This window comes from Actinomyces sp. ICM47, from assembly GCF_905369875.1.
GTDB lineage: Bacteria > Actinomycetota > Actinomycetes > Actinomycetales > Actinomycetaceae > Pauljensenia.
Map to the genome: position 1 here is coordinate 43,533 of NZ_CAJPJE010000010.1, position 22,908 is coordinate 66,440.

Here is a 22,908-nt window from a genome sequence, read left to right on the forward strand (position 1 = left end):
CGTCCTCCTTCAGTTCTTCAGCAGGTTGAGATCGTCCACGCTCGTGGTCGAGCGCGAACGATAGATGGACACGATGATCGACAGGCCGACGACGACTTCAGCGGCCGCGACGACCATGACGAAGAATGCCATGATCTCTCCGTCGACGTTGGAATTGATGCGCGAGAACGTCACGAGGACGAGGTTCGCGGCGTTGAGCATCATTTCGACGCCCATGAGCGCGATGACCGCGCTGCGGCGCACGAGGACCGTGGTCGCTCCGATGGCGAACAGCACACCCGCGAGGATGAGGTACCAGGCGAGGCTCACTTGCTCTCCTCCTTCTTCTCAGTGGGGGTGGTGGTGCGCGCCTTGCGAGCCCGAGGCTGGGCCAGTCCGGTGGGCGCGGCAGCGCCGGGCATCCCGAAGGAGCCGGAGCGCGGGACGTCGGGCGTGCGCCCGATGGTGAAGGGCGATTCCTCGACGGCCACGGCGGTGTTGTCGTCGTGGCGTGCGAGGGCGAGCTTCTCGGAGACCTCGGGGGTGACCTCGCCGATCGTGCGGGCGAGGCCGCGCACGCGCAGGACGCGAGGCACGGATTCTTCGACCGGGCCGAGGGTCTCGCCGGAGATGGCAGGCACGTCGGCCGCGTTCGACTGAGCGTAGACGCCGGGGGCGGGCAGCTGGCCGATACGAGTGCCCTTTTCGGCGAATGCACGCATCTTGTTGCGAGCCGTCTGCTCCTGGTTAACCTTCGGGCCGAGGCGGTCGGAGTGGGTCAGCAGCATCGCGCCGACCGCGGCGGTGATCAGCAGGCCGCCCGCGAGTTCCATACTGAGCCAGTGCTCCTGGAACAGTGTGATCGCCAGGTCGGTGACGGGCTGGTTCGAGTAGGGGTCGACGTCGCTGGGCGCGTAGGTGGCGGGGGCCGCCTTGAGGATCGCCGTCGTGACGATGACGATCAGGCCGAGGCCACCGAGGACCGCCGCGACGATCGCGCCGCGGGACTGGCGGGCGTAGTCGTCGGAGGTGCCGATGCCGATCAGCATGATGACGAAGAGGAAGAGCATCATAATCGCACCGGTGTACACGACGATCTGCGCGACACCCAGGAAGGGCGCGTTGTTCGCAATGTACAGGACCGCCAGGCCGAGCATGACGCCGACCATGCAGATGACCGAGTGCGCGGCCTTCTTCATGAAGAGGACACCCAGGGCGCAGCCGACCATGACAATGGCCGTGCATGCGAAGAGGATGATCTCCCCCGTTGACCCCATCATGGGCCAACCGTTGGACAGGTTCATCAGTGTGTCTCCTTCGCGACTCGCACCGTCTTGAGGGAGGGATCGTCAGGCCGTCGGGCCGCGACCCAGTCGACCTGGGCAGCGGTGGGGCCGGTGACGTCCCCGCGGTAGTAGTCGATGTCGTTCTTGCCCTCGACCATGGGGTGGGGCGTGTCGAGCATGCCGTCGGAGAGGGGGACCAGCAGGTCTCCCTTCTCGTAGATGTCGTCCTCGCGGGTGTACTTGGCGATTTCGAAGTCGTTCGTCATCGTCAGGGCGCGCGTGGGGCATGCCTCGATGCACATGCCGCAGAAGATGCAGCGCAAGTAGTTGATCTGGTAAACGCGGCCGTAGCGCTCGCCCGCGGAGTACTGCTCGTCGGGCATGTTGGACGCGGCTTCGACGAAGATCGCGTCGGCGGGGCACGCCCAGGCGCACAGCTCGCAGCCGACGCACTTTTCGAGGCCGTCGTCGTAGCGGTTGAGCTGGTGACGTCCGTGGAAGCGAGGCATGACGCGCGCGGGTTCGCGCGGGTACTGCTCGGTGACGGTGGGTCGGAAGAACGAAGCCATCGTGACTCCGTAGCCGGCCATGGGGGCGACGAACTGCGCGAACGCACCCTTGGGGTCGTGCTCGAAGAGCATGTCCTCGCCGGTGGTCTTCTCACTCATCGGTGCCCTCCTTCGGGTTGTCGATTGCCGAGGCCGTGGCCAGTGTGCCCTCAATGGTGGCCCTGGCGCGCGGGCTGGCGACGGGTGTTTGTCCGGGCAGCGGCGGGACGGGGAAGCCGTCCTCGAAGCCGGTGTATTCGCGCTCGGAGGCGGGAATCGGCTCGGGTTCGGGCTTGTCGGTCACCCAGATGATGACGAGGGCGACCAGGAAGAGAACGCCGACGCTGCCGAAGAGTACGGGCGTGGAGAGCTGGACGAACTGCGTGACGCCGCGCACGAGGGCGACGAGGACGAGCCAGCCCAGGGCGATGGGCATGAGGCGCTTCCAGCCGAGGTTCATGAACTGGTCGTAGCGGAAACGCAGCAGGGTCGCGCGCGTCCAGATCAGCAGGAACATGAAGAACCAGATCTTGAGGAAGAACCAGAGCATGCCCCACCAGCCGGAGTTGAGGAACTCGACGTGGGACAGCGGCCACGGGGCGTGCCAGCCGCCGAAGAACATCGTGGTGGCGACGGCCGAGACGTTGAGCATGTTGACGTATTCGGACAGGTAGTACCAGCCGAACTTCATCGAGGAGTACTCGGTCATGTGGCCGGCGACGATTTCGCCTTCGGCTTCGGGAAGATCGAAGGGCAGACGGTTGACTTCACCGGTGGCGCTGATGCAGTAGATGACGAACGCCGGGAAGAGGGTGAATGCCCACCAGAACTGTCCCTGAGCTGCGACGATCTGCGACGTGGACATGGTGCCCGACATGAGGAACACGCTCACGAGGGACAGGCCCATGGCCAGTTCGTAGGAGATGACCTGCGCGGAGGAACGAACGGCACCATACAGGGGCAGGGTCGAGCGGGTCGACCAACCACCCAGGACGATGCCGTACAGACCCAGCGAGGCAATCGCCAGGATGTATAGGGAAGCGACGGGCATGTCGGCGAGCTGCAGCGGCGTCGAGTGGCCGAAGATCGACACGTTCGGACCCATCGGGATGACCGCGTAGACGCTGAAAGCCGCGAAAGCCGCGATCGCGGGGGCCAGGAAGTACAGGAACCGCTCGGCCCTGCGGGTCCACATGTCCTCCTTGAAGAGGAGCTTGCCCGCGTCGGCGAACGCCTGGAACAGGCCGAGGGGACCCGCCACGTTCGGGCCGGGACGCGTCTGCATGCGGCCCAGGCCTCGGCGCTCGACCCACAGGGCCAGCAGCACGTTGGCGATCAGAAAGACGATGATGAACACGGCCTTGATGAGGCTGAGCCACCAGGTTTCCTGGCTAAAGTCCGCGGCGGTGTACTCCGGGACTGCGAAGGGGGTCAGTGTCATCGTGCCACCTCCTGCGTGGCGCGCAGGGTCGCGACGGTGCCGACACCGCCGAGGTTTTCGTGAATAACGGAACCGGTCGAGCACTCAGGAACCCACGCGATGGAGTCGGGCAGGTCTGCGATGGCGGCCGGGAGGGTGATCGTTCCACGCTCGGTCTCGAGCGTCGCGTCAGCGCCGGGGGTGATGCCCGCGGCGGCCAGCGTCGCGGCCGAGGCCAGGAGGACGGGACGGCGGGCCGATCCTGCCAGCCACGGAGCACCGTCCTGGAGACGACCGGCATCAATCATGAGCTTGTGGGAGGCCACAACGACCTGCCCCTTACCGGCAGCAGCGGGAGTCTGCGCCGAGGCCGGGGTGAAGTCCTGCGGGTCGCCGTCCCACTCCATGAGGGGGTTGACCTCGGCGTACAGGTCCGACAGGGTGGTGATGCCCAGGTCGGCGTCGAACTCCTCGGCGAGGCGCACGAGCACGTCGCGGTCGGTCAAGGAGGTCGCGGAGCGCGCCTGGCCGAAGGGGCGCAGGCGGCCTTCCCAGTTGATGTAGGTGCCGTTCTTCTCGACCGCGGGGGCGACCGGCAGGACGACGTCCGCGCGATCAGTGATCTCAGAGGCGCGAACCTCGAGCGACACGAGGAAAGGAACCTCATCGAGAGCGTCGCGCACGGCGGCCAACGCGTCGAAGTCACGGACGTCGACACCGCCGACGACCAGGGCCTTCAGCTTGCCGGATGCGGCTTCCTCGATCATCTGCTTGGCGTCGAGGCCTCGCTCGGGCAGCTCGCCCCATCCCAGGGACTGTGCCCCGGCCTCGTCAATGCCGCGGCCGAAGGGAAGCAGACCCGGGAGGAGGCCAGCCTCGATGGCGGCGCGGTCGCCGGAGCGGCGCGGGATCCACGCGAGGCGAGCACCCGTGCGCTCGGCGAGAGCAACGACGGAAGACAGAAGGCCAGGCGTCTGCGCAGCGCGCTCGCCCACGAGGACGACGCCGCCGGACAGCGCCTCAGCCACGTCGGCGTAGGCACCGCCCGCCTTAATCGCGTCCACGACGCCCGGCTCAGCGCCGGGGGCGGCGTGCAAGAGGCGAGCATTCATCTTGCGCGAGCCGTTGGAGGTGAAGGGCGCAACCGTGGCGACCTTGAGGCCCGACTTGCGCACGGCCTTGCGCAGGCGCAGGAACATGGCACCGCACTCGTCCTCGGGTTCGAGGGCAACCAGCAGCACCTGCCCAGCGCTCTCCAGATCGGAGTACGTGACATCGAGGCCGGAGCCCGCCACGAAGGAGGCCAGGAAGGAACGCTCTTCCTCGCTGGAAGGACGCGAACGGAAGTCGATCGAGTCGGAGCCGACGACGGTACGAGCAAACTTCGACCAGGCCCAGGCGTCCTCGAACGTGAGGCGACCGCCGGGCAGGAAGCCAACGGACGAACCCGCCGACTCCAGGCCCTCGCGGACGCGGTCGAGCGCGTCGGACCAGGAGGTGGGAACCAGCTCGCCATCCTCGCGCACGAGCGGGTAGGTCAGGCGATCAACCTTGTCCCACTCGAAGGCAAAGCGGTCCTTGTCGGTGATCCACTCTTCGTTGACCTCAGGGTCGTTGCCGCTCATGCGACGCACGACCTCGCCGCGGCGCATGTCCTGGCGGATCGCGCTGCCCGACGCGTCGTGCTCCGTGACCGAGGCCGTGGAAACCAGGTCGAAGGGGCGCGCGCGGAAGCGGTAGGACGCGGCGGTCAAGGCACCGACCGGGCAGATCTGGATGATGTTACCCGAGAAGTAGGACGCGAAGGCACGACCCGACACGTCGCGCTCGGCGACGGACAACTCGCCCTCGTTGAGCGACCCAACGATCGCGTCCGTGCCGAACGGGGACGACAGGGACGAGGTCGAGGCATCCTTGGCCAACGGGTCGAAGAAGTCGAGCGTGGTCGTATCGAAGCCGCCGACCTGCTCGCCCATGAAGTAGTGGTGGTCCGTGGGGGCGGTGCCGCCGCCTCGGCCCTGCAAGTCCATGAACACGTCGCCCGAAATCTCCTTGCCGAAACGCACGCAGCGCTGGCACAGGATGCAGCGCTCGCGATCCAGCAGGATCTGAGAGGTCAGGCGCAGCGGCTTCTTGAAGGTCCGCTTGGCGTCCGTGAAACGGGACTTGCCGCGACCCTCCGTGAGCGCCTGGTTCTGCAGGGGGCACTCGCCACCCTTATCACAGACCGGGCAGTCCAGCGGGTGGTTGATGAGCAGGAACTCCATGACGCCACGCTGGGCGCGATCCACCACCTCGGAGGTGTACTGGGTCTTGACGACCATGCCCGGGGTGACGGTCTGCGCACACGAGGGCTGGGGCTTGGGCATGAAGCGCAGCTGACCCGTGTTGCGGTCGGGCATGCCGACCTCGACCAGGCACTGGCGGCACGCGGCCACGGGAGCCAGCAGCGGGTGGTCACAGAAACGCGGGATCCGGATGCCGGCCTGCTCGGCCGCGCGGATCACGAGCGTGCCCTGGGGGACAGAAACCTGAACGTCGTCGATGGTGACGTCAATCATGTTGGGCGCGTCGCTCATCGGCCACCTCCTCGCGCGTAGTTAGCGGACGCCTCGTAGGGGAAAAGCTCGCGGGCGGGCGTGGTGAGGCCAGCCTCGAACTCGTCGCGGAAGCGCTTGATACCCGACATGATCGGGGTTGCTGCGGCGTCACCGAGCGGGCAGAAGCTGCGGCCCGCGATGTTGTGTGCGATCTCGTCGAGCAGGTCGACGTCGCCGGGGCGACCTTCGCCTCGCTCGAGACGCAGCATGATTTGCTTCATCCAGTAGGTGCCTTCGCGGCAGGGCGTGCACTTACCGCAGGATTCGTGCTGGTAGAACTCGGACCAGCGGGTGATGACGCGGACGACCGAGACGGTCTCGTCGAACACCTGCAGGGCACGCGTGCCCAGCATCGAACCGGCAGCACCCACGGACTCGTAGTCGAGGGGCGTATCCAGCTCGTCTTCAGTAAAGATCGGCGTGGAGGAACCACCGGGGGTCCAGAACTTGAGCGTGTGGCCATCGCGGATGCCGCCCGCCATCTCAATGAGCTGACGCATCGTGATACCGAAGGGGGCCTCGAACTGGCCGGGGTTGTTCACGTGACCCGACACGGAGAAGATGCCGTGTCCCTTGGACTTTTCGGTGCCCATGGACGCGTACCACTCGGGGGAATTGCGGAAGATACCCGCCACCTGGGAGATAGTCTCCACGTTGTTGACGACCGTGGGACGGGCGTACAGGCCGGCCACCGCGGGGAACGGGGGCTTGAGGCGCGGGTGGCCTCGGCGTCCCTCGAGGGAGTCCAGCAGGGCCGTCTCCTCACCGCAGATGTAGGCACCGGCACCCGCGTGAGCGGTGATGCGCAGGTCGCCGAGCACGCCGGCTTCGGTCGCCTCGCGCACAGCCTCCAGCAGGCGGCGATACACGTGGGTGACCTCGCCGCGCAGGTAGACGAACGCATGGTCGCAGCCGATCGCGCGCGACGTGATCGCGATGCCCTCAATGAGGACGTGCGGGTTGCCCATGATGAGTGGGATGTCCTTGCAGGTGCCCGGCTCGGACTCGTCGGCGTTCACCACGAGGTAGCGTGGACCGCCGTCGGCCGGGGGCAGGAAAGACCACTTGAGGCCGGACGGGAAGCCTGCGCCACCACGGCCTCGTAGACCGGAGTCCTTGACGGCCTGAATGATCTCGGCGGGTTCCATCGTGCGGGCCTTGTCGAGGCCCTGGTAGCCACCGCGGCCTCGGTAGGAGTCCAGCGTCCAGGAACGCTCCTCTCCCCACCCGTTGGTGAGGATCGGGGTCAGCGGCCCGGGCGTCACATATGCGGTGCTCACTTCGCCTTCACTCCCTTCTTATTCGAGGCCTTCGCGGATGCCTTCGAGGCCTTCGTGGGGGCCTTCGTGGCCTTCGCGGATGCCTTCGAGGCCTTCGTGGGAGCCTGGTCGGCGGCCTTGTCAGCCACCGGCTCGGTCCAGCCGTTCTTCGCGGCGATCTCGCGGCCCAGCAGGGTGGCGGGGCCAGCGGAGGGGCCTTCGTTCTCGTGCCCATCCAGGAAGCCAGCCAGGACGCGCTCGTTCTCCTTGAACGTGGGGGCGACGATGGGGCCGCGCGTCGGGTGGACGTCGCGACCGGCCTGGATGTCCTCGATCATCTCCAGGGCCGACTCGGGACTCTGGTTGTCGAAGAATTCCCAGTTGACCATGACGACGGGCGCGTAGTCACACGCCGCGTTGCACTCGATACGCTCGAGCGTGATCTTTCCGTCTTCGCTGGTCTCGTCGCTGCCGACGCCGACCTTCTCGGAGACCTTTTCCCAGATCTCGTCGCCGCCCATGACGGCGCACAGCGCGTTCGTGCACACGCCCACCAGGTAGTCGCCGGTGGGGTGGCGCTTGTACTGCGTGTAGAAGGTCGCGACGGCGCTGATCTCTGCGCGGGGCAGGTCCAGCGTGGCGGCGATGAAGTCGATGCCGTTCGGGCTGACATAGCCGTCGACGGACTGGATCAGGTGCAGCATCGGCAGCAGCGCGGAGCGCGAGTGACCGTCCGGGTAGCGGGCGATGATCTGCGCGGCGTCCGCCTGCAGGCGTGCCAGGGTGTCGGGTGTGTAGCTCATCGGTCAACGCCTCCGAGAACGGGGTCGATAGCGGCCAGGGCGACGACCACGTCGGCCAGCTGGCCGCCTTCGGTCATCATGGCCAGCGCTTGCAGGTTGGCGAAGGAGGGGTCGCGGAAGTGCGCGCGGAACGGGCGCGTGCCACCGTCGGAGACGAGGTGGACGCCCAGGATGCCCTTCGCGTGCTCGACGGTCTGGTAGACCTGGCCGGCGGGCACGTGGAAGCCCTCCGTGACGAGCTTGAAGTGGTGGATGAGGGACTCCATGGACTCCCCCATGATCTCGCGGACGTGCTCGAACGAGTTGCCCTGGCCGTCCGTGGCGACAGCCAGGCGCGCGGGCCAGGCGATTTCGGGATCGGCGACCATGGTGGGCGCGCCCTCGCACTGGTCGAGCTTGTCGAGCACCTGCCAGATGATGCGCATCGACTCGTAGCACTCGTCGAAGCGAACCATCGTGCGGTTGTAGACGTCCGACTTGTCGCGGGTGGGGACATCGAACTCGAAGTTCTCGTAGCCGCAGTAGGGCTGGCTCTTGCGCAGGTCCAGGGGCAGGCCGGCGGCGCGCACGCCGGGGCCGGTCGAGCCGAGGGCCATGAGGCCGCTCAGTGGCATGACGGCCACGTCGCACAGACGCTTCTTGAAAATCGGGTTCTCGACCAGGATGTCCTGGAGCTCGCCGATGTCCTTACGGCAGCGGCGTAGACGGTCACGGATGTAGTCCGTGGTGCCCTCGTCGATATCCTGCACGACGCCGCCGGGGCGGATGTACTCGTGGTTCATGCGCAGGCCCGTGATGCGCTCGAAGATACGCAGGATCTCCTCGCGGCCACGGAAACCGATCGTCATGATCGTCGTGGCACCCATTTCGTTACCGGTCGAGCCGATGGCGACCAGGTGCGAGGCGATGCGGCACAGCTCCATCATGAGGATGCGGATGAGGGACGCGCGCTCGGGGATGTCCTCTTCGATGCCGAGGAGCTTTTCGACGCCGAGGCAGTAGGCGGCCTCCTGGAAGAAGGGAGCCACGTAGTCCATACGCGTGCAGTATGCGACGCCCTGGGTCCACGTGCGGTACTCCATGTTCTTCTCGATGCCGGTGTGCAGGTAGCCGGTGTCGATGCGGGTCTCGCGCACCTTTTCGCCGTCAAGCTCGAGGATGAGGCGCAGAACGCCGTGGGTCGCGGGGTGGACCGGGCCGAGGTTGACGACGATGCGCTCGGAGGTGATGGCCTCGATCTCGTGCAGGACGTCGTCCCAGTCGCCGCCCTGGGTGAGGACCTCGGGAATATCCTCGAGGGGCAGATCGGTCGCGCCGGCGGGCGCGTGGAAAGCGGTGGTCATCAGTTCACACTCCTACGAACATCGGCGGAAGCGTTGACGGCGCCCTTGAACTCGACGGGGATGCCGCCCAGCGGGTAGTCCTTGCGCTGGGGGTGTCCGACCCAGTCGTCGGGCATCGCGGTGCGCGTGAGCGAGGGGTGCCCGGTGAAGACGATGCCGATGAGGTCCCAGGTTTCGCGCTCCTGCCAGTCGTTTCCGGGGTAGACGGAGACGATGGAGGGGATGCGGGGGTCTTCGTCGGGGCACGTGACCTCGAGGCGGATCATGCGGTTGTACGTGATCGAGTACAGCGGGTAGATGGCGTGCAGCTCGCGACCCTTATCGAGGGGGTAGTGCGCGCCGTTGGTCCCCAGGCACAGCTCGAAGCGCAGGTCGGCGTCGTCGCGCAGGTACTTGGCGACGCGCGCGATGTGCTCGCGGGCGATGAAGATGCCGAGCTGGCCGCGGTCGATGGTGACCTTCTCAATGACGTCGGAAACCTTCAGACCGTCGGCGGCGATGAGTTCTTCGAGGACGTCAACGACCTGGTCGAACCAGCCGCCGTAGGGTCGTGAGGCCTCGCCGGGCAGGAAGGAATCGGTCACGAGGCCCGCGAAGCCGGAGGTGGAGGAGTCGGTGCCCGCGCCGAAGAGGCCCTGGCGGTGTGCGATGGGCTCGGGGAGAGCAAAACCGCGCTGGGACGAGGCCGGGGCGACCTCGGCGGGCGCGTTTTCCTCGGGGGTGGAAAGGTCGCTCATGCGAGGAGTCCCTTCATCTGGTGGGTGGGGGTCGCCTCGAGGGCGGCCTGCTCGGCGCGGCGCGCGATCTCGCGGCGGTGCACGCCGAGGGGTTCCTTGCCGATCTGCTCACGCAGGACGAGGACCGCGTGGATGAGGGCCTCGGGGCGGGGCGGGCATCCGGGCAGGTAGACGTCGACGGGGACGATGTGGTCGCAGCCCTGGACGACGGCGTAGTTGTTGAAGACGCCGCCGGAGGACGCGCATGCACCCATGGAGATGACCCACTTGGGTTCGGGCATCGAGTCGTAGACGCGGCGGATGACGGGGGCCATCTTGTGCGAGACACGGCCCGACACGATCATCATGTCGGAGTGACGCGGCGAGGCGCGGAAGACCTCGAGGCCGAAGCGCGCCATGTCGAAACGGGGGGTACCGGCGGCCATCATCTCGATGGCGCAGCACGCCAGGCCCATGGTGACGGGCCACTGGCTGTACTTGCGTGCGAGTCCGAGGACTTTTTCGACGCTGGTCAGCGCGATGCCCGCGGGCAGGGATTCTTCAAGTCCCACTTGTCTATCCTTTACTTCTCTTTTAGTAGTCCAGGCCGCCGCGTCGCCATTCGTAGGCGTAGGGGACGCAGAGGGTGACCAGGAAGCTCATCATGACGACCAGTCCGAACAGGCCCAGCTGGTTGAAGCTGACGGCCCACGGGTACATGAACACAACTTCAATGTCGAAGATGATGAAGGTCATCGCGACCAGGTAGTAGCGCACCGGGAAGCGGCCCTCGGTGAGGTGAGCGCTGGTCGGCTGGATACCGCACTCGTAGTTGTCGGCCTTGGTCGTGGACTTTTTGGTGGGGCCCAGGATCGCGGAGGCGACCAGGCCTCCGAAGGCTAGGACGAGGGCGGCTGCGGACATGATGAGCAGCGGCACGTAGGGATTCGTCATCGTTCCTCCCGGTTATGGGTGGTGGTGGTCATGCGGGACGCACCACCTTGGTCAGCATGGTGATGAGTTGGTCGTCGAAGTCGCCCCCGCTCCTCTCGTACCCGTCCGACAGGAGTTTGTGGACGAGCGTCATGAGGCGCGGAATGGGCAGCCCGACGTTCGTGCAGGTGCGCATGATCGTCGGGTTTTCGATGAGCGTGACGAAGATGCGGCCGAGCTGGTAGTAGCCGCCGTATTCGTCGCGAAGCATGTGGGGGTATTCGCTCATGGCGCGGTCGATGCCGGCGCGGTGGGAGCGGGACAAGGCCTGCGCGATGCACGAGGCCGCGTAGCGTCCGGCCTTCATGGCGGGGGCGATGCCTTCGCCGTTGTAGGGCGAGACCATGCCGCCGGCGTCGCCGACGAGGACGAGGCCCTGGACGTAGTGAGGCTTGCGGTTGAAGCTCATGGGCAGGGCGGCGGAGCGTAGCTGGCCGATTTGGTTCTCGGGGGTGAAGCCCCATTCCTCGGGCAGGTTCGCGGTCCAGGTCTTAAAGACCTCGCGGTAGGGCAGGTGAGTGGCACCGGCCCGCGAGGCGACGGAACCGAGGCCGACGTTCACGATGCCGTCGCCCATGGGGAAGATCCAGCCGTAGCCAGGCAAAAGGTCGGAGGCGCCGGGAGTGCCGCTCCACAGTTCGAGGTGGGATTCCATCCATTCCTCGTCGCCGCGGGAGCTGTGGAAGTAGGCGCGCGCGGCCACGCCCATAGGGCGGTTCATCTTCTTTTCGAGGCCGAGGCTGGTGGCCAGTCGCGCGGCCACTCCCCCGGCGTCGACGGTGATGGAGGCGCGTACCTCGAAGGTTGCGGCGCTCTTGCCGCGACCGGCTTTTGCGGTCACGCCGACGACGCGGCCGGAGCCGTCTTGGAGGGCTCCGGTGACGGTCACGCCTTCATAGAGGCGTGCCCCGGCCTCGACGGCGCGCTTGGCGAGCGCGTGGTCGAGGTCCGTGCGGGCTCGGGCCATGCCGTATCCGGGCAGGGACTTCTGGTCGGGCCAGTCCAAGTGGACGGTGTGGCCGCCACCAATGACGGTCAGGCCGCGGTTTCGCATCCAGCCGGTGGTGTCCACGCCCATCGCGATGAGTTCGTGGACGGCGGCGGGGGTGAGTCCGTCGCCGCAGATCTTGTCGCGCGGGAACGGGCTTTTCTCAAGAAGGACGACGTCAAGGCCAGCTCTGGCCAGGTGATAGGCGGTGGAGGACCCGCCCGGGCCCGCGCCGACGACGACGACGTCAGCGCTCATGTCGCTAGGCATGGTGGATGCCACGGCATTCCTCCGTAACGTGGGCGCGCGGGTGCAGCCGCGCAAGTGTGCAAGGCGGACGAAGTGTGCACATCACTTCATTCCGCCAGTCAGACTAGCTAGGTCACCCTCACCGCGCCGAGCACGCGACTTTTCCGCACGTTTTCAGTCGCCGAGGCCGGGGAAGACCACACTCACACCCGTCATTTGCGCAACGCTTCCTTGTCGTAATTGACACTTTCTGCTACACCATTGTGAACGCTCTCGGGCGCGCCAGCCCCACCGCGCCGTCACCCCACGTTGCGGCCATCATGGGGGGCTCTCGCCCCCGCCCACGACAAAGGCCGGGATCCCTACAAAGGGACCCCGGCCTCGTCAATGACAAACTACGGCAGCGGCTTGACCGCGCGGTGCATGCAGGCGATGCCGCCGGTCAGGTTGCGGTATTCGACCTCATCCCAGCCGTTCGCGGCGACCATGCGCGCGATTTCTTCCTGCGCGGGCCACTGGCGGATCGACTCGACCAGGTAGTCGTACGCGCCATCATTCGTAGACGCCAGGCGCGCCATCGTCGGCATGACAGTCTTCTGGTAGACGCTGTACAGGCTGCGGAACGCGCGCGACGGCGGGGTCGAGAACTCCAGGATCACGAGTCGGCCGCGCGGGCGCACGACGCGCGCCATCTCGCGCAGCGCCAGGGCCGGATCCGGGATGTTGCGCAGGCCCCACGAGATCGTGACTGCGTCGAAAGAGCCGTCCTCGAAGTCCAGGTCCATCGCGTTGCCGTGGACGAACTCGAGTTCGGGGTGACGCTCGCGACCGACCTCGATCATGCCTTCGGACAGGTCGCAGGCGACGACCTCGGCACCGCCCTGTGCAAGCGCAGCGGCCGACGCGCCGGTGCCGGCCGCCAGGTCCAGGATGCGCTCACCGGGGTGTGGGGCGACCGCCTTGCGCAGGGCAGTCATCCAGACGTGATTCAAACCGCCCGTCATTAGCGTGTCCATCATGTCGTAACGCGTGGCGACGGAGTCGAACATCGAGGCAATCTCTTCGGGAACCTTGGTTAGGTCCGCGCGCGGGGCTTCTGTCATGCGTTAATCCTCCCACGTCTTTCAGCACGCCGCCGCCCCTGCTCCTACCATGGACCCATGCATGACGACTGTGGCTGCTCACGCCTCGCTTTTCGGGCGTTGGTCCTGCCCCCGCAGCACCCGGGGTCTACTTGCTCACTGACATCTCTGCTTCCCACATCGGGTGGGGCGGCCTGGCTCGGCGAGCGCCGCTCCATGATCGGCCTCGGTCGCGCACTCACGCTCGAGTCCGCGACCCCCGACGCCATCGCCCGGGTGCGCCGCGCGTGGGAGGCCGCCTCGGCCTTGTCTTCCGCCCCAACCACTGACGCGCGCTGCACCCGGCAGGCGACCCCGGCCTCGTCCCCCGCGCCTGGCCCCTCCCCGGTCCTCTTCGCGTCCTTCGCGTTCCGCTCCCCTGCCCGCTCGGTGGCTTTTGTGCCCGCGCTGACTCTCATCGACGAGGCAGGGGCGCGCTGGGCGATCACCGCCGGGATTGGGGATGCACCCGATCCGCTGTCTGCGGTTGATGCTGCCCTCTCCTGTGCGAGGCTCGCTGCCCGCGTGCCCGATTCCCTGTCCTTTGGTCAGGGGTCGATGTCGCGGACCCAGTGGCGTGATTCGGTCCAGGCGATGGCTGCACGGCTGCGCGAGGGAGCAGCTGATAAGGCCGTCATGGCGCGCGACATGACGATCCGCTGCCCGCGCGGCTTCGATGAGCGTTTCCTGCTCGAGCGCCTCAGCGACTTGTACCCCTCGACGTGGCGTTTCTGCGTTGATTCGCTGGTGGGGGCGTCGCCGGAGATGCTGATTGCCGCTTCGCACGGGACCGCGTCGTCGCGCGTCCTGGCGGGCACGTGCAAGCCCGGCGAGGGCGCGGCGCTCGCCTCCAGCACGAAGGATCTGCGCGAACACGAACTGGCGTCGGAATCCGTGTCGTCGATTCTGACGTCTCTGTGTTCCGATGTGCGCACGCAGGGGCCCTTCCTCCTCACCCTGCCCAACGTCGTACACCTGGCGACGGATGTGCGTGCGCGATTGGGATCGGCGCACCTGCTGGACCTGGTGGCCGCGCTGCATCCGACGGCCGCCGTATGCGGGACGCCGCGGGCGGCGGCGATGCGCCTCATCGAGGAGCTGGAGGACACCGAGCGCGGCCGCTACTCCGGGCCGGTGGGCTGGGTGGACACGTCGGGCGACGGCGAGTTCGCGATCGCGCTGCGCTGCGGACTCGCGTCTGGGACGCGGCTTCGCCTCTTCGCGGGGGCCGGCATCATGCCGGACTCGGATCCCGACCTGGAACTCGCCGAGACAGAGGCCAAGATGCGTCCGCTCCTGGACGCCCTCGGGGTGTGAGCACTCAATGTCGAGCGGCGTGCACCCATACGTGCCCGCCGCTCGCAACTCCACGCAACGTGCAAAGGCCCGCCGCCCCACGAAGGGACGGCGGGCCTCGTCAATGAGAGTCAGGACCCCTGGATCGTGACCGACACGTCCCGGGTCGCCCCGTCGCGAGCGATCGTCAGGTTGATGGTGTCGCCCGCCCGGTAGCGGCGCACGTAGCCGATAAGCTGCTTGGGACTGGTGACTTCTTGGCCTTCAACCTTGAGGATGACATCGCCGGAGCGCAACCCGGCAGCGGCGGCACCGGAGCCGGAGGAAACCTCCTGAACCTGCGCGCCGACGTAGGTGTCGGAGCCGACGGTGGCGGTTGCGGCCTTGACGGTGACGCCGAGCATCCCGTGGGAGGCAGAACCGGTCGTGATTAGCTGGTCAGCGATGGAGACGACCAGGTCGGAGGGGATCGCGAAGCCCAGGCCAATCGACCCTGCCTGGCCGTCGGCGGAGGTGGCCAGCGACTTGATCGAGGAGTTAATGCCGATCACCGCGCCGGTCGCGTCGAACAGCGGGCCGCCCGAGTTACCGGGGTTGATGGAAGCGTCGATCTGGATGGCGTTGGTGACGACCAGGTCGGAGGATGCCTGCGTCTGGTCCTGCGAGGTGGAATCCTCGTCCATGGAGACCTCGACGGGGCGGTTGAGCGCGGAAACGATGCCGGTCGTGACCGTGTTCGACAGGCCCAGCGGCGCACCGATCGCCATGACGGGCGCACCGACCTGCAGGCTTTGCGACGAGGCGAAACGCGCGACCGTCAGGTCCGACGGCGGGTTCTCCAGGCGGATGACCGCCAGGTCGGTGGTCTTGTCGTGGCCGACGATGCCCGCACCGTAGAGACGTCCGTCCGCCAGGGTAACCTGGATCTGCCCGCCGTTGATCGCGGGCGAGATCACGTGGTGGTTGGTGACGATGTCACCCTGTGCGTCGTAGATGACGCCGGAGCCGGTGCCGCCCGATGAGGCGTTCTGGCTCTGGATGGTGACGACCGCCGGCGAAACCGCCGAGGCGACCGCCGTCCAGCCGGTGGCGTCGCTCGACGCGGGCACGGTCGCGACGGTGCCGTTGTTGAGATTCTGCGGCGTGGTGACGCGCAGCAGCTCGGGGCGCATGTAGAGCATCGCGCCCAGCGTCAGGCCGATTGTCAGGAGCATCGCGCCGAGCAAGGCGACCCAGCCTGGACCCTTCTTCTTGACGATGACGACAGGGGCGGGGGCCGAGGCCGGGGCCGGGTATCCCGTCACCGGCTGGCCCGTGGGCGCGCCGTAGGTGCCGCCCGATGCCGTGGTGCCCTGCGCGTGCGGCTGCGCGTCGGCGGGGGCTGCGGCGGGGGGCGTGACGGGGGCCGAGGCTACCTGAGGCGCAGCCAAGTCCTGGGTTACCGCCCCATCCTGGGGTGCCGACGCTGCCTGCTGCATAGCCGAGTCCTGGGGCGCGGGAATTGAGGTGTTCGGAGTGTTAGCAGTGCGCATCTCCTGCGTGACGTCCGCACCGGTCGGCGCTGGAATCGAGGTGGCGGCGCGCGTCTCCTGCGTGGCACGTTGGGCGGCGGTGCCGCCAACGGTGTGCAGGTCGGTGTCAGGCGCAGACGAGGCCGGACGCTGCGGGTAGCTGGGGGCGGCACTGGCCGCCTGATCAGCTTGTTCATCGGGTCTGGGAATACGAGGCTCAGTCATGGTTTCCTCTGATGTCAGTTCATTAGTTACTCACCAGTATGAGCCGTTTCCTCAAACGAGTACTGGAAGCCCCCTGTGAGTTTCCTGAATGGTGGACACGCGCACGCGGGGAATTCACGCGGCCGGGATCAGAACACAGCCTCGCACAAGGCGTTGCGCGCCTGCGCGTACAGGTGCGCCGCGCGTTCGACGGGAGCGTGGATGAGGCGCGGCCCCGTTACCGGGGCGCAGAGAATTGAGTCGAGTTCGCTCGGGGCGTACGCCCGCGCGAATCCGATGCCGTAGGCGGCCGCGAGCGCCTCGTAGTTGATGGCCTGGGCGACGCCGAACCAGCGGTCGTAGGCCTGTGGGGTGGCGGCGCGGCCGTGTTCGAGGGTGGCGAAGATGCCGCCGCCCGCGTCGTCGGCGACGATGATGTCGAGGTCGGCTCCCGTCGCCGCTGCGAGCGCCAGCGAGGATGCATCGTGGCTCAGGGTCAGGTCGCCCATAACCGCTGTGACGCGCGCGGCCCGATCCGGCTCCACGTGTTTCCCACGCCGAGCGGAGCGGGGGGCCAAGGCCTCGTCGCGGTGAGCGTAGGCCCCAAGACCGAGCGCGATGCCGACGGCGGTGGCGATGGTGCCGTCGATGCCGGCTTGTCCGCGGTTGGAGTAGACGTGACGCCCGCTCAGGGAGGCGACGGCCAGGTCGAAGGCACGCACGGGGTTGGAGGCACCGAGCACGAGAGGGCCGGTCGTGGCCGCAGCGACGGCCCGTGCCAAGTCGAGCATGCTGTGCCCGGACCCACCGGTCAGGAGGGCGTCGATGCGAGAGGCGGCCTCGTCGGCGGCGGAGCGCACGCGCGCGGCCCACGAGGCGTCGCGCGACGGGACGCGGGGTGCAGCCAGCGCTGGCACGACGACGGAGGCGTTGCCGGAGATGTCGACCCACGGGGTGCCGGCGTCGACAACGATGACGCGCACGTCGGGACGCGCGAGCAGCGCGTGGATGGGCCGCGAGAGGGTGGGGCGTCCGGTGACGACGACGGTGTCAACTTCTCGTCCCAGAGGCGACGACACGATGGTCTGCTCGAAGGGGGTCACTTCCCCGCCCACCCACGCGCCGGATGCGGGTTCCGCCAGGAGCGGGAAGCCCGAGGTCAGCGACCACTGCGCGGCCCGCGGCGAGGCACCTTCACCGGCGACGATGAGGCCGGCGCTCGCCTCGCCTACGACGTCCTCCCAGCGCGCGGGCGCGAGGCTGGCGGGGAGCACCCGGGTGGGGCGCGGAACGAACGAGGCCGGAGCCTCGTCTGCGGGATCGGGCGCGGATCCGCCGTCAAGCCCCGCGCCAACGCGAACCCCCTGCGGCGTGAGCGGATCCCTGAATGCGACGTTGATCTGGACGGGTCCGGGCGTTCCGGTAGGTGCGCCGAGTGCGGCGGCGAGGGCGCGCGAGAGCTGTCCGACGAGGGAACGCGAGGGTTCTTGCGGTTCCAGGTCGATGCTGGCGTGGGCGTGGACGCCGAAGAGTCCTGCTTGCGCGGTGGCTTGCGAAGCGCCGACGCCGCGCAGCTCGCCGGGCCGGTCGGCGCTCAGGATGAGGAGGGGGAGGCGCGCGTGGGAGGCCTCGAGGACGGCGGGGGTCAGTTCGGCGACGGCGGTGCCGGAGGTGACGATGATGGCGGGCAGGGCACCGGTGCGCGCAAGGCCCACGGCAGCGAAGCCGGCGCTGCGCTCATCGAGGACGGGACGCGCGTCTCCCCCGAACACCCCTGCTTCGAGGGCGTAGGCGAAGGGCGCGCTGCGCGAGCCAGGACAGTACAGGACGTGCGTGAGGCCCAGGTCTTCCAGGGTGGACAGGATCGCGCGGGCGGTATCGACGGCGGGCATGCGCCCAGCCTACCGGGAGACCTCCTCCAGGTGCTCGGCCATGCCTTCGAGGCGCATCCCCCATCGGCTGACCAGGTCGGAGTCCTCGGGGCCTCGCCCGATGAGGTTCAGGTCCGGCGCGAGGCGTCCGACGGGCAGTCGGCCTCGTTCGGGCACGAGGGGGGTGGTGACGTCTCCGACGAGCAACGAGGCCGTGGCAAGCCCGGCGGCTCGGGGGACGCCGGGAACGGCGGCAGCAGCTGCGACGCCGATGGACAGGCCTACGGAGGTTTCGAGCGCGGAGGAGACGACGACGCCGAGGCCGCACTTGCGGGCGACCCGCAGGGCGGAGCGGACGCCGCCGAGGGGCGCGACTTTGATGATGACGACGTCGGCGGCTTCCTTGCGAGCCACCTCGAGGGGGTCCTCGGCGCGGCGGATGGATTCGTCGGCGGCGATGGGCACGTCCACGCTGCGACGTACCTCGGCCAGCTCGTCGACGGTCAGGCAGGGCTGCTCGACGTATTCGATGGGGACGACGCCGGCGGCGTCCGTCATCGCGGGGATGGCGGCGCGCGCGTCGTCAACTTCCCAGGCTCCGTTGGCGTCGAGGCGGATCATAGCCTGCCCGCCGACGGTTTCACGCAGCGCGTCGGCGACGGCGGCGATGCGCGCGCAGTCGCGCGACACGCTCACGCCGGGTTCGGCAACCTTGATTTTCGCGGTCGCGCAGCCGCCGGACGCCTTGACGCGCTCGTAGGCCTCTTCGGGCGAGATGACGGGGATCGTCACGTTGACGGGAACGTACTTACGGCGAGGCACGGGCGGGAAACGGCGTGCGGATTCGAGGGCGGCACCCAGCCAACGCGCAGACTCGGCGTCATCGTAGTTCCAGAAGGGGGCGGCTTCGCCCCACCCGGCATGACCATGGAGGAGGAGCCCCTCGCGGCGAGTCACCCCGCGGAAGCGCGTGGTCATCGCTACCTTGTACACGAGAATGTCGTCGACGCCTTCGAGGGCGTAGCGCGTCTGGCGACTCATCGTACGCATGGGGACGCGCATGAGCGTGGCGTACGGCGATGCATTCATCGGACCACTCCTTACATATCGGTAATATTGTCACCCATGATGCCCCCCAAACTCAACCGCTTCACAGTAGCAGTTGTCAGACATTTCGCGCTAACTATCTGAAAATGACAGACTCTCAAGGATCACCAAACGCCTGGCAAATAAGGATATCTTACACATCACACACGAACTGACTAGTAACAAGCGACTACACACCCTCCACCCCACCCCTCATTCCGTACGGTTAGCTTGCCACCGGAAACGACACGCAGCCGCGCAGGCAACCTACCCGGTTGGACACGCCCTCCTCCCCCAGCCACCGCGAGACTCGGCCCGGTGCCGGAAGCCCACCCCGGCCTCGTCCACTAATATCCGACATATGAGCGCTCTCCCCTTCGTCTCCGACACCTTCGACCCGACGCGCTGGCGCCAGGTCGAGGGCTTCGACTTTTCCGACATCACCTACCACCGCGGTATTTCGCGCGGCCCCGAGGCAGACGGCCGCCCCGAAGGCGCGGATATGCCGGTCGTACGCATTGCCTTCGACCGCCCCGACATTCGCAACGCTTTTCGTCCCGGCACGGTCGACGAGCTGTACCGCGCGCTCGACCACGCGCGCCAGACCTCCTCGGTCGCGGCCGTCATCCTGACCGGCAACGGCCCCTCGGCGCGCGACGGCGGGTACTCGTTCTGCTCCGGCGGCGACCAGAGAGTCCGAGGCCGTGACGGGTACCGTTACGAGGTCGAGGGCGCGGACCCGGAGGCGGCCACCGCCCAGCGCCGCGAGCAGATCGACCCGGCGCGCGCCGGTCGCCTGCACATCCTGGAGATCCAGCGCCTGATCCGCACGATGCCGAAGGTCGTCATCGCGGCAGTGCCCGGGTGGGCCGCAGGCGGCGGGCATTCGCTGAACGTGGTGGCGGACCTGTCGGTGGCGTCCATCGAGCACGCAGCCTTCATGCAGACGGACGCGAACGTGGGGTCTTTTGACGCCGGCTACGGCTCCGCGCTGCTGGCCCGCCAGGCCGGGGACAAGCGGGCGCGCGAGATCTTCTTCCTGGCCGAGCGCTACGACGCGCAGACGGCCGAGCGCTGGGGCGTCATCAACCGCGCCGTCCCCCACGCGCAGCTCGAGGACACCGCCCTCGAATGGGCGGCGATCATCGCGACGAAGTCCCCGCAGGCCATCCGCATGCTCAAGTTCGCCTTCAACCTCGCCGACGACGGCCTGGCAGGCCAGCAGGTCTTCGCGGGTGAGGCCACGCGCATGGCGTACATGACGGCCGAAGCCCAGGAGGGTCGCGACGCCTTTCTCGAGCACCGCGCCCCCCGCTGGGAGGACTACCCGTACTACTACTGAGGGCTGGCCCGCGCAGAAACTCCGCGACTCACAGGCCCGGGATCTCTTCGATCCCGGGCCTCCACCTCAGGCGAGGTAAACGCGCGCCTCCCACGGGTCCAGGACTGCCGGGACTCCCCGCTCGGCCTCGGGCAGGTCGCGGTTAGCCAGAAGCAGCTCGCCAACCACGCCGCGCGCGGCTTCTCCAAGGGACGCGGGCTGCGAGGAGAGGTTGACGAGGACCGTGGCCACGGCCTCGTCGAGGGTGCGCCGGTAGGCGAAGACCGCAGGCGAAGGGGTCGCAATTCTCTCGAACATCCCGGAGGCAATCACCGGCAGGCCGTGGCGAATATCCGCGAGCGCGCGGTAGTAGGCGTAGACGGAGGACGGCTCACCGACCTGGGAGGCGGCGTTGATCTCCCGATAGTTCGGGGTGACGCCAATCCACGGGTCCCCCTCCGTGAAACCGGCGTGCTCGCTCGCGTCCCACTGGACGGGCGTGCGCGCGTTGTCACGTCCGATCGCGCGCATACCCGCAAGGACAGCGTCGGGGCTCTCCCCCGCCGCCACGGCCTCGTGGTAATAGCGCAGCGCCTCCACGTCGCGGAAATCGTCGAGGCCATGGAACGCCCCGTTGGTCATACCGAGCTCTTCGCCCTGGTAGACGTAGGGGGTGCCGCGCAGCATGTGCAGCGCGGTAGCCAGGGCGGTCGCCGACTCATAGCGGTACGCTTCGTCGCCGAAGCGGCTGACGGCGCGCGGCTGGTCGTGATTGTCCAGGTAGAGGCTGTTCCAGCCGATCTCGCCCTGCGCCTCCTGCCACTGGGTGAGGCAGTCGGCAAGTTCGCCGGGGCGCAGCGGGCGCGGGTGGAACTTCCCCGCTTCGAGGCCGAGGTCGACGTGGTCGAACTGGAACACCATGTCGAGTTCGCGGCGGGCCGGGTCCGTGAAGAGCAGGACGTTGTCGCGGCGTACGCCGGGGCACTCCCCGACCGTCATGGTGCCGCTGCGCCCGTCGAAGACCTCACGTCGCATCTCGGCGAGGTATTCGTGCAGATGCGGGCCTTTGGAGAAGTGCGGGAAACCCTCGCCCCACGCGCGCCCGGGGTAGACGACGCCGTCAGGCAGGCCCGGGTCCTTCGAGATCAGGTTAATGACATCCATGCGGAATCCGTCGACACCGCGGTCGAGCCACCAGTTCATCATGCGATAGACGGCGGCGCGCACCTCAGAGTTGTCCCAGTTCAAGTCGGGCTGCTTCTTGTGGAACAAGTGCAGGTAGTACTGACCCGTGGCCTCGTCCCAGGTCCAGGCCGAGCCAGAGAAGAAGGACCCCCAATTGTTGGGCTGCGCCCCGGCCTCGCCTCCCACGCACCCGGGGCGAGGGTCGCGCCAGATGTACCAGTCACGCTTCGGGTTATCCCGCGAGGAGCGCGACTCCACGAACCACGGGTGTTCGTCGGAGGAGTGGTTAACGACCAGGTCCATGACGAGGCGCATCCCCCGCTCGTGGACCCCCTCCAGGAGGCGGTCGAAGTCCGACAGCGTGCCGAACATGGGGTCGATGTCGTAGTAGTCGGCGATGTCGTAGCCATTATCCGCCTGCGGGGACGCGTAGATCGGCGAGAGCCACAGAACGTCCACGCCCAGAGCCTTCAGGTAGTCGAGCTTGGAGCGGATCCCCTCAAGGTCACCGAAGCCGTCACCGTTAGAGTCTTTGAAGGAGCGCGGGTAGATCTGGTAGACGACCGCGCCCTTCCACCACTCGTCGGGGCCGAGGCCGTTGCCCGTCACGCTCATCGCATCGTCTCGGAAAAACATGGAACACCTGCCATACGTTGAGGGGCGCTCAACGCCCGTGCTGTTACGCGCAGACTACCGCGTGTGCGCCTGCCGCGCAGGCGCGTCGTGCCCACATAAAAGTCGCACGTAATTCTCCCCGGCCAGTTTTCAACACCGCCCACAAGCACTGCAATTCCAACGGCCTAATTTCGAAGCCTGAACTAGTTATCAAGGAATTACATGCAACATTGTTGGGGAACCGCACCAGCGCCTCCACCACACGGGCAGCACCACCCAGCAGAAAACACCACAGAACCCGGAGAGCACAACTGCGACACCCCGACAGGAAGACCCAGCCACGACGAAACGATACGGACAGGAAACAAACAGGCGGATAGGTTAACGGGCTCTTCGCATTTAAGGGTGTAGGAGGTGTTGGAATCCGCCGGAGTGGAGGAGGCAGCGTAGGCGGTAGTTTCGGTGGTTGACGAATCCTTGGGCGATGCCGCGTAGGTGTTCGAGGCGTCCGTTG

The 22,908-nt window shown here is 67.4% G+C and carries 19 protein-coding genes; 2 read left to right on the forward strand and 17 right to left on the reverse strand.

Annotated features, from left to right (window positions below; genetic code table 11):
- Nucleotides 1-9: 9 nt before the first annotated feature.
- The 13 genes from nuoK to QZ149_RS03710 form a co-directional block, all read right to left on the reverse strand.
- Nucleotides 10-309 carry an NADH-quinone oxidoreductase subunit NuoK gene (nuoK, locus tag QZ149_RS03650; protein WP_009647453.1) on the reverse strand — a complete coding sequence of 100 codons (300 nt, stop codon included), beginning with the start codon at nt 307-309 and terminating at the stop codon, nt 10-12.
- On the reverse strand, nt 306-1,283 hold the full coding sequence (locus QZ149_RS03655) for an NADH-quinone oxidoreductase subunit J (protein ID WP_291449926.1): 978 nt from the start codon (nt 1,281-1,283) through the stop codon (nt 306-308). The genes nuoK and QZ149_RS03655 overlap by 4 nt, the downstream gene beginning before the upstream one ends.
- The gene (gene nuoI / locus QZ149_RS03660; protein WP_291449927.1) at nt 1,283-1,933 is read right to left on the reverse strand and encodes an NADH-quinone oxidoreductase subunit NuoI; all 651 of its coding nucleotides are present in this window, start codon (nt 1,931-1,933) and stop codon (nt 1,283-1,285) included. Before nuoI ends, QZ149_RS03655 begins: the two co-directional genes overlap by 1 nt.
- Nucleotides 1,926-3,254 (reverse strand): NADH-quinone oxidoreductase subunit NuoH, encoded by a 1,329-nt coding sequence (nuoH, locus tag QZ149_RS03665; protein WP_009647454.1) that lies wholly within the window; start codon nt 3,252-3,254, stop codon nt 1,926-1,928. The genes nuoI and nuoH overlap by 8 nt, the downstream gene beginning before the upstream one ends.
- The gene (locus tag QZ149_RS03670) at nt 3,251-5,812 is read right to left on the reverse strand and encodes an NADH-quinone oxidoreductase subunit G (RefSeq protein ID WP_291449928.1); all 2,562 of its coding nucleotides are present in this window, start codon (nt 5,810-5,812) and stop codon (nt 3,251-3,253) included. Before QZ149_RS03670 ends, nuoH begins: the two co-directional genes overlap by 4 nt.
- On the reverse strand, nt 5,809-7,113 hold the full coding sequence (nuoF, locus tag QZ149_RS03675; RefSeq protein ID WP_291449929.1) for an NADH-quinone oxidoreductase subunit NuoF: 1,305 nt from the start codon (nt 7,111-7,113) through the stop codon (nt 5,809-5,811). Before nuoF ends, QZ149_RS03670 begins: the two co-directional genes overlap by 4 nt.
- Nucleotides 7,110-7,895, reverse strand: a complete 786-nt coding sequence (nuoE, locus tag QZ149_RS03680; protein WP_291449930.1) for an NADH-quinone oxidoreductase subunit NuoE — start codon at nt 7,893-7,895, stop codon at nt 7,110-7,112. The genes nuoF and nuoE overlap by 4 nt, the downstream gene beginning before the upstream one ends.
- Complete coding sequence (locus QZ149_RS03685) at nt 7,892-9,238, reverse strand: NADH-quinone oxidoreductase subunit D (protein ID WP_291449931.1); 1,347 nt, start codon at nt 9,236-9,238, stop codon at nt 7,892-7,894. Before QZ149_RS03685 ends, nuoE begins: the two co-directional genes overlap by 4 nt.
- Nucleotides 9,238-9,975 (reverse strand): NADH-quinone oxidoreductase subunit C, encoded by a 738-nt coding sequence (locus QZ149_RS03690; protein WP_291449932.1) that lies wholly within the window; start codon nt 9,973-9,975, stop codon nt 9,238-9,240. The genes QZ149_RS03685 and QZ149_RS03690 overlap by 1 nt, the downstream gene beginning before the upstream one ends.
- A complete protein-coding gene (locus QZ149_RS03695; RefSeq protein ID WP_009648365.1) occupies nt 9,972-10,526 on the reverse strand; it encodes an NADH-quinone oxidoreductase subunit B in 555 nt (184 codons plus the stop codon). The genes QZ149_RS03690 and QZ149_RS03695 overlap by 4 nt, the downstream gene beginning before the upstream one ends.
- Before the next feature lie 22 nt (nt 10,527-10,548).
- Complete coding sequence (locus QZ149_RS03700) at nt 10,549-10,908, reverse strand: NADH-quinone oxidoreductase subunit A (RefSeq protein ID WP_009055563.1); 360 nt, start codon at nt 10,906-10,908, stop codon at nt 10,549-10,551.
- A gap of 28 nt (nt 10,909-10,936) precedes the next feature.
- Complete coding sequence (locus QZ149_RS03705) at nt 10,937-12,205, reverse strand: geranylgeranyl reductase family protein (RefSeq protein ID WP_291449941.1); 1,269 nt, start codon at nt 12,203-12,205, stop codon at nt 10,937-10,939.
- 374 nt (nt 12,206-12,579) lie between these two features.
- Nucleotides 12,580-13,287 carry a class I SAM-dependent methyltransferase gene (locus QZ149_RS03710; protein ID WP_291449933.1) on the reverse strand — a complete coding sequence of 236 codons (708 nt, stop codon included), beginning with the start codon at nt 13,285-13,287 and terminating at the stop codon, nt 12,580-12,582.
- A gap of 195 nt (nt 13,288-13,482) precedes the next feature.
- Between QZ149_RS03710 and QZ149_RS03715 the strand changes: the two genes are divergently transcribed.
- Nucleotides 13,483-14,622: an isochorismate synthase gene (locus QZ149_RS03715; RefSeq protein WP_366488164.1), complete on the forward strand. Its 1,140-nt coding sequence runs from the start codon at nt 13,483-13,485 to the stop codon at nt 14,620-14,622.
- Between the two features lie 110 nt (nt 14,623-14,732).
- Here QZ149_RS03715 and QZ149_RS03720 read toward each other — a convergent pair whose 3' ends face one another.
- The 3 genes from QZ149_RS03720 to QZ149_RS03730 all read right to left on the reverse strand — a co-directional run bounded on the left by QZ149_RS03720 (nt 14,733) and on the right by QZ149_RS03730 (nt 19,276).
- Nucleotides 14,733-16,337, reverse strand: coding sequence for a trypsin-like peptidase domain-containing protein (locus tag QZ149_RS03720; protein WP_291449935.1), 1,605 nt, complete (start codon nt 16,335-16,337; stop codon nt 14,733-14,735).
- Nucleotides 16,338-16,465: 128 nt separating this feature from the next.
- Nucleotides 16,466-18,208, reverse strand: coding sequence for a 2-succinyl-5-enolpyruvyl-6-hydroxy-3-cyclohexene-1-carboxylic-acid synthase (gene menD / locus QZ149_RS03725; protein ID WP_291449936.1), 1,743 nt, complete (start codon nt 18,206-18,208; stop codon nt 16,466-16,468).
- A gap of 9 nt (nt 18,209-18,217) precedes the next feature.
- Nucleotides 18,218-19,276 carry an o-succinylbenzoate synthase gene (locus QZ149_RS03730; RefSeq protein ID WP_291449937.1) on the reverse strand — a complete coding sequence of 353 codons (1,059 nt, stop codon included), beginning with the start codon at nt 19,274-19,276 and terminating at the stop codon, nt 18,218-18,220.
- 358 nt (nt 19,277-19,634) lie between these two features.
- Here QZ149_RS03730 and QZ149_RS03735 point away from each other — a divergent pair, with 358 nt between their 5' ends.
- Nucleotides 19,635-20,615: a 1,4-dihydroxy-2-naphthoyl-CoA synthase gene (locus QZ149_RS03735; protein ID WP_291449938.1), complete on the forward strand. Its 981-nt coding sequence runs from the start codon at nt 19,635-19,637 to the stop codon at nt 20,613-20,615.
- A gap of 66 nt (nt 20,616-20,681) precedes the next feature.
- Here QZ149_RS03735 and QZ149_RS03740 read toward each other — a convergent pair whose 3' ends face one another.
- On the reverse strand, nt 20,682-22,415 hold the full coding sequence (locus QZ149_RS03740; RefSeq protein WP_291449939.1) for an alpha-glucosidase: 1,734 nt from the start codon (nt 22,413-22,415) through the stop codon (nt 20,682-20,684).
- Nucleotides 22,416-22,908 lie beyond the last annotated feature (493 nt).

What these genes read in the sequence shown, in the direction of transcription:
- QZ149_RS03715 (WP_366488164.1), top strand. Translation starts at nt 13,483, where the DNA reads ATGATCGGCCTCGGTCGCGCACTCACGCTCGAGTCCGCGACCCCCGAC.
- QZ149_RS03730 (WP_291449937.1), bottom strand. Translation starts at nt 19,276, where the DNA reads ATGAATGCATCGCCGTACGCCACGCTCATGCGCGTCCCCATGCGTACG.
- QZ149_RS03705 (WP_291449941.1), bottom strand. Translation starts at nt 12,205, where the DNA reads ATGCCTAGCGACATGAGCGCTGACGTCGTCGTCGTCGGCGCGGGCCCG.
- QZ149_RS03670 (WP_291449928.1), bottom strand. Translation starts at nt 5,812, where the DNA reads ATGAGCGACGCGCCCAACATGATTGACGTCACCATCGACGACGTTCAG.
- QZ149_RS03655 (WP_291449926.1), bottom strand. Translation starts at nt 1,283, where the DNA reads ATGAACCTGTCCAACGGTTGGCCCATGATGGGGTCAACGGGGGAGATC.
- menD (WP_291449936.1), bottom strand. Translation starts at nt 18,208, where the DNA reads ATGCCCGCCGTCGATACCGCCCGCGCGATCCTGTCCACCCTGGAAGAC.
- nuoH (WP_009647454.1), bottom strand. Translation starts at nt 3,254, where the DNA reads ATGACACTGACCCCCTTCGCAGTCCCGGAGTACACCGCCGCGGACTTT.
- QZ149_RS03710 (WP_291449933.1), bottom strand. Translation starts at nt 13,287, where the DNA reads ATGACAGAAGCCCCGCGCGCGGACCTAACCAAGGTTCCCGAAGAGATT.
- nuoI (WP_291449927.1), bottom strand. Translation starts at nt 1,933, where the DNA reads ATGAGTGAGAAGACCACCGGCGAGGACATGCTCTTCGAGCACGACCCC.
- QZ149_RS03685 (WP_291449931.1), bottom strand. Translation starts at nt 9,238, where the DNA reads ATGACCACCGCTTTCCACGCGCCCGCCGGCGCGACCGATCTGCCCCTC.
- QZ149_RS03735 (WP_291449938.1), top strand. Translation starts at nt 19,635, where the DNA reads ATGAGCGCTCTCCCCTTCGTCTCCGACACCTTCGACCCGACGCGCTGG.
- QZ149_RS03720 (WP_291449935.1), bottom strand. Translation starts at nt 16,337, where the DNA reads ATGACTGAGCCTCGTATTCCCAGACCCGATGAACAAGCTGATCAGGCG.
- QZ149_RS03690 (WP_291449932.1), bottom strand. Translation starts at nt 9,975, where the DNA reads ATGAGCGACCTTTCCACCCCCGAGGAAAACGCGCCCGCCGAGGTCGCC.
- QZ149_RS03740 (WP_291449939.1), bottom strand. Translation starts at nt 22,415, where the DNA reads ATGTTTTTCCGAGACGATGCGATGAGCGTGACGGGCAACGGCCTCGGC.
- nuoE (WP_291449930.1), bottom strand. Translation starts at nt 7,895, where the DNA reads ATGAGCTACACACCCGACACCCTGGCACGCCTGCAGGCGGACGCCGCG.
- QZ149_RS03700 (WP_009055563.1), bottom strand. Translation starts at nt 10,908, where the DNA reads ATGACGAATCCCTACGTGCCGCTGCTCATCATGTCCGCAGCCGCCCTC.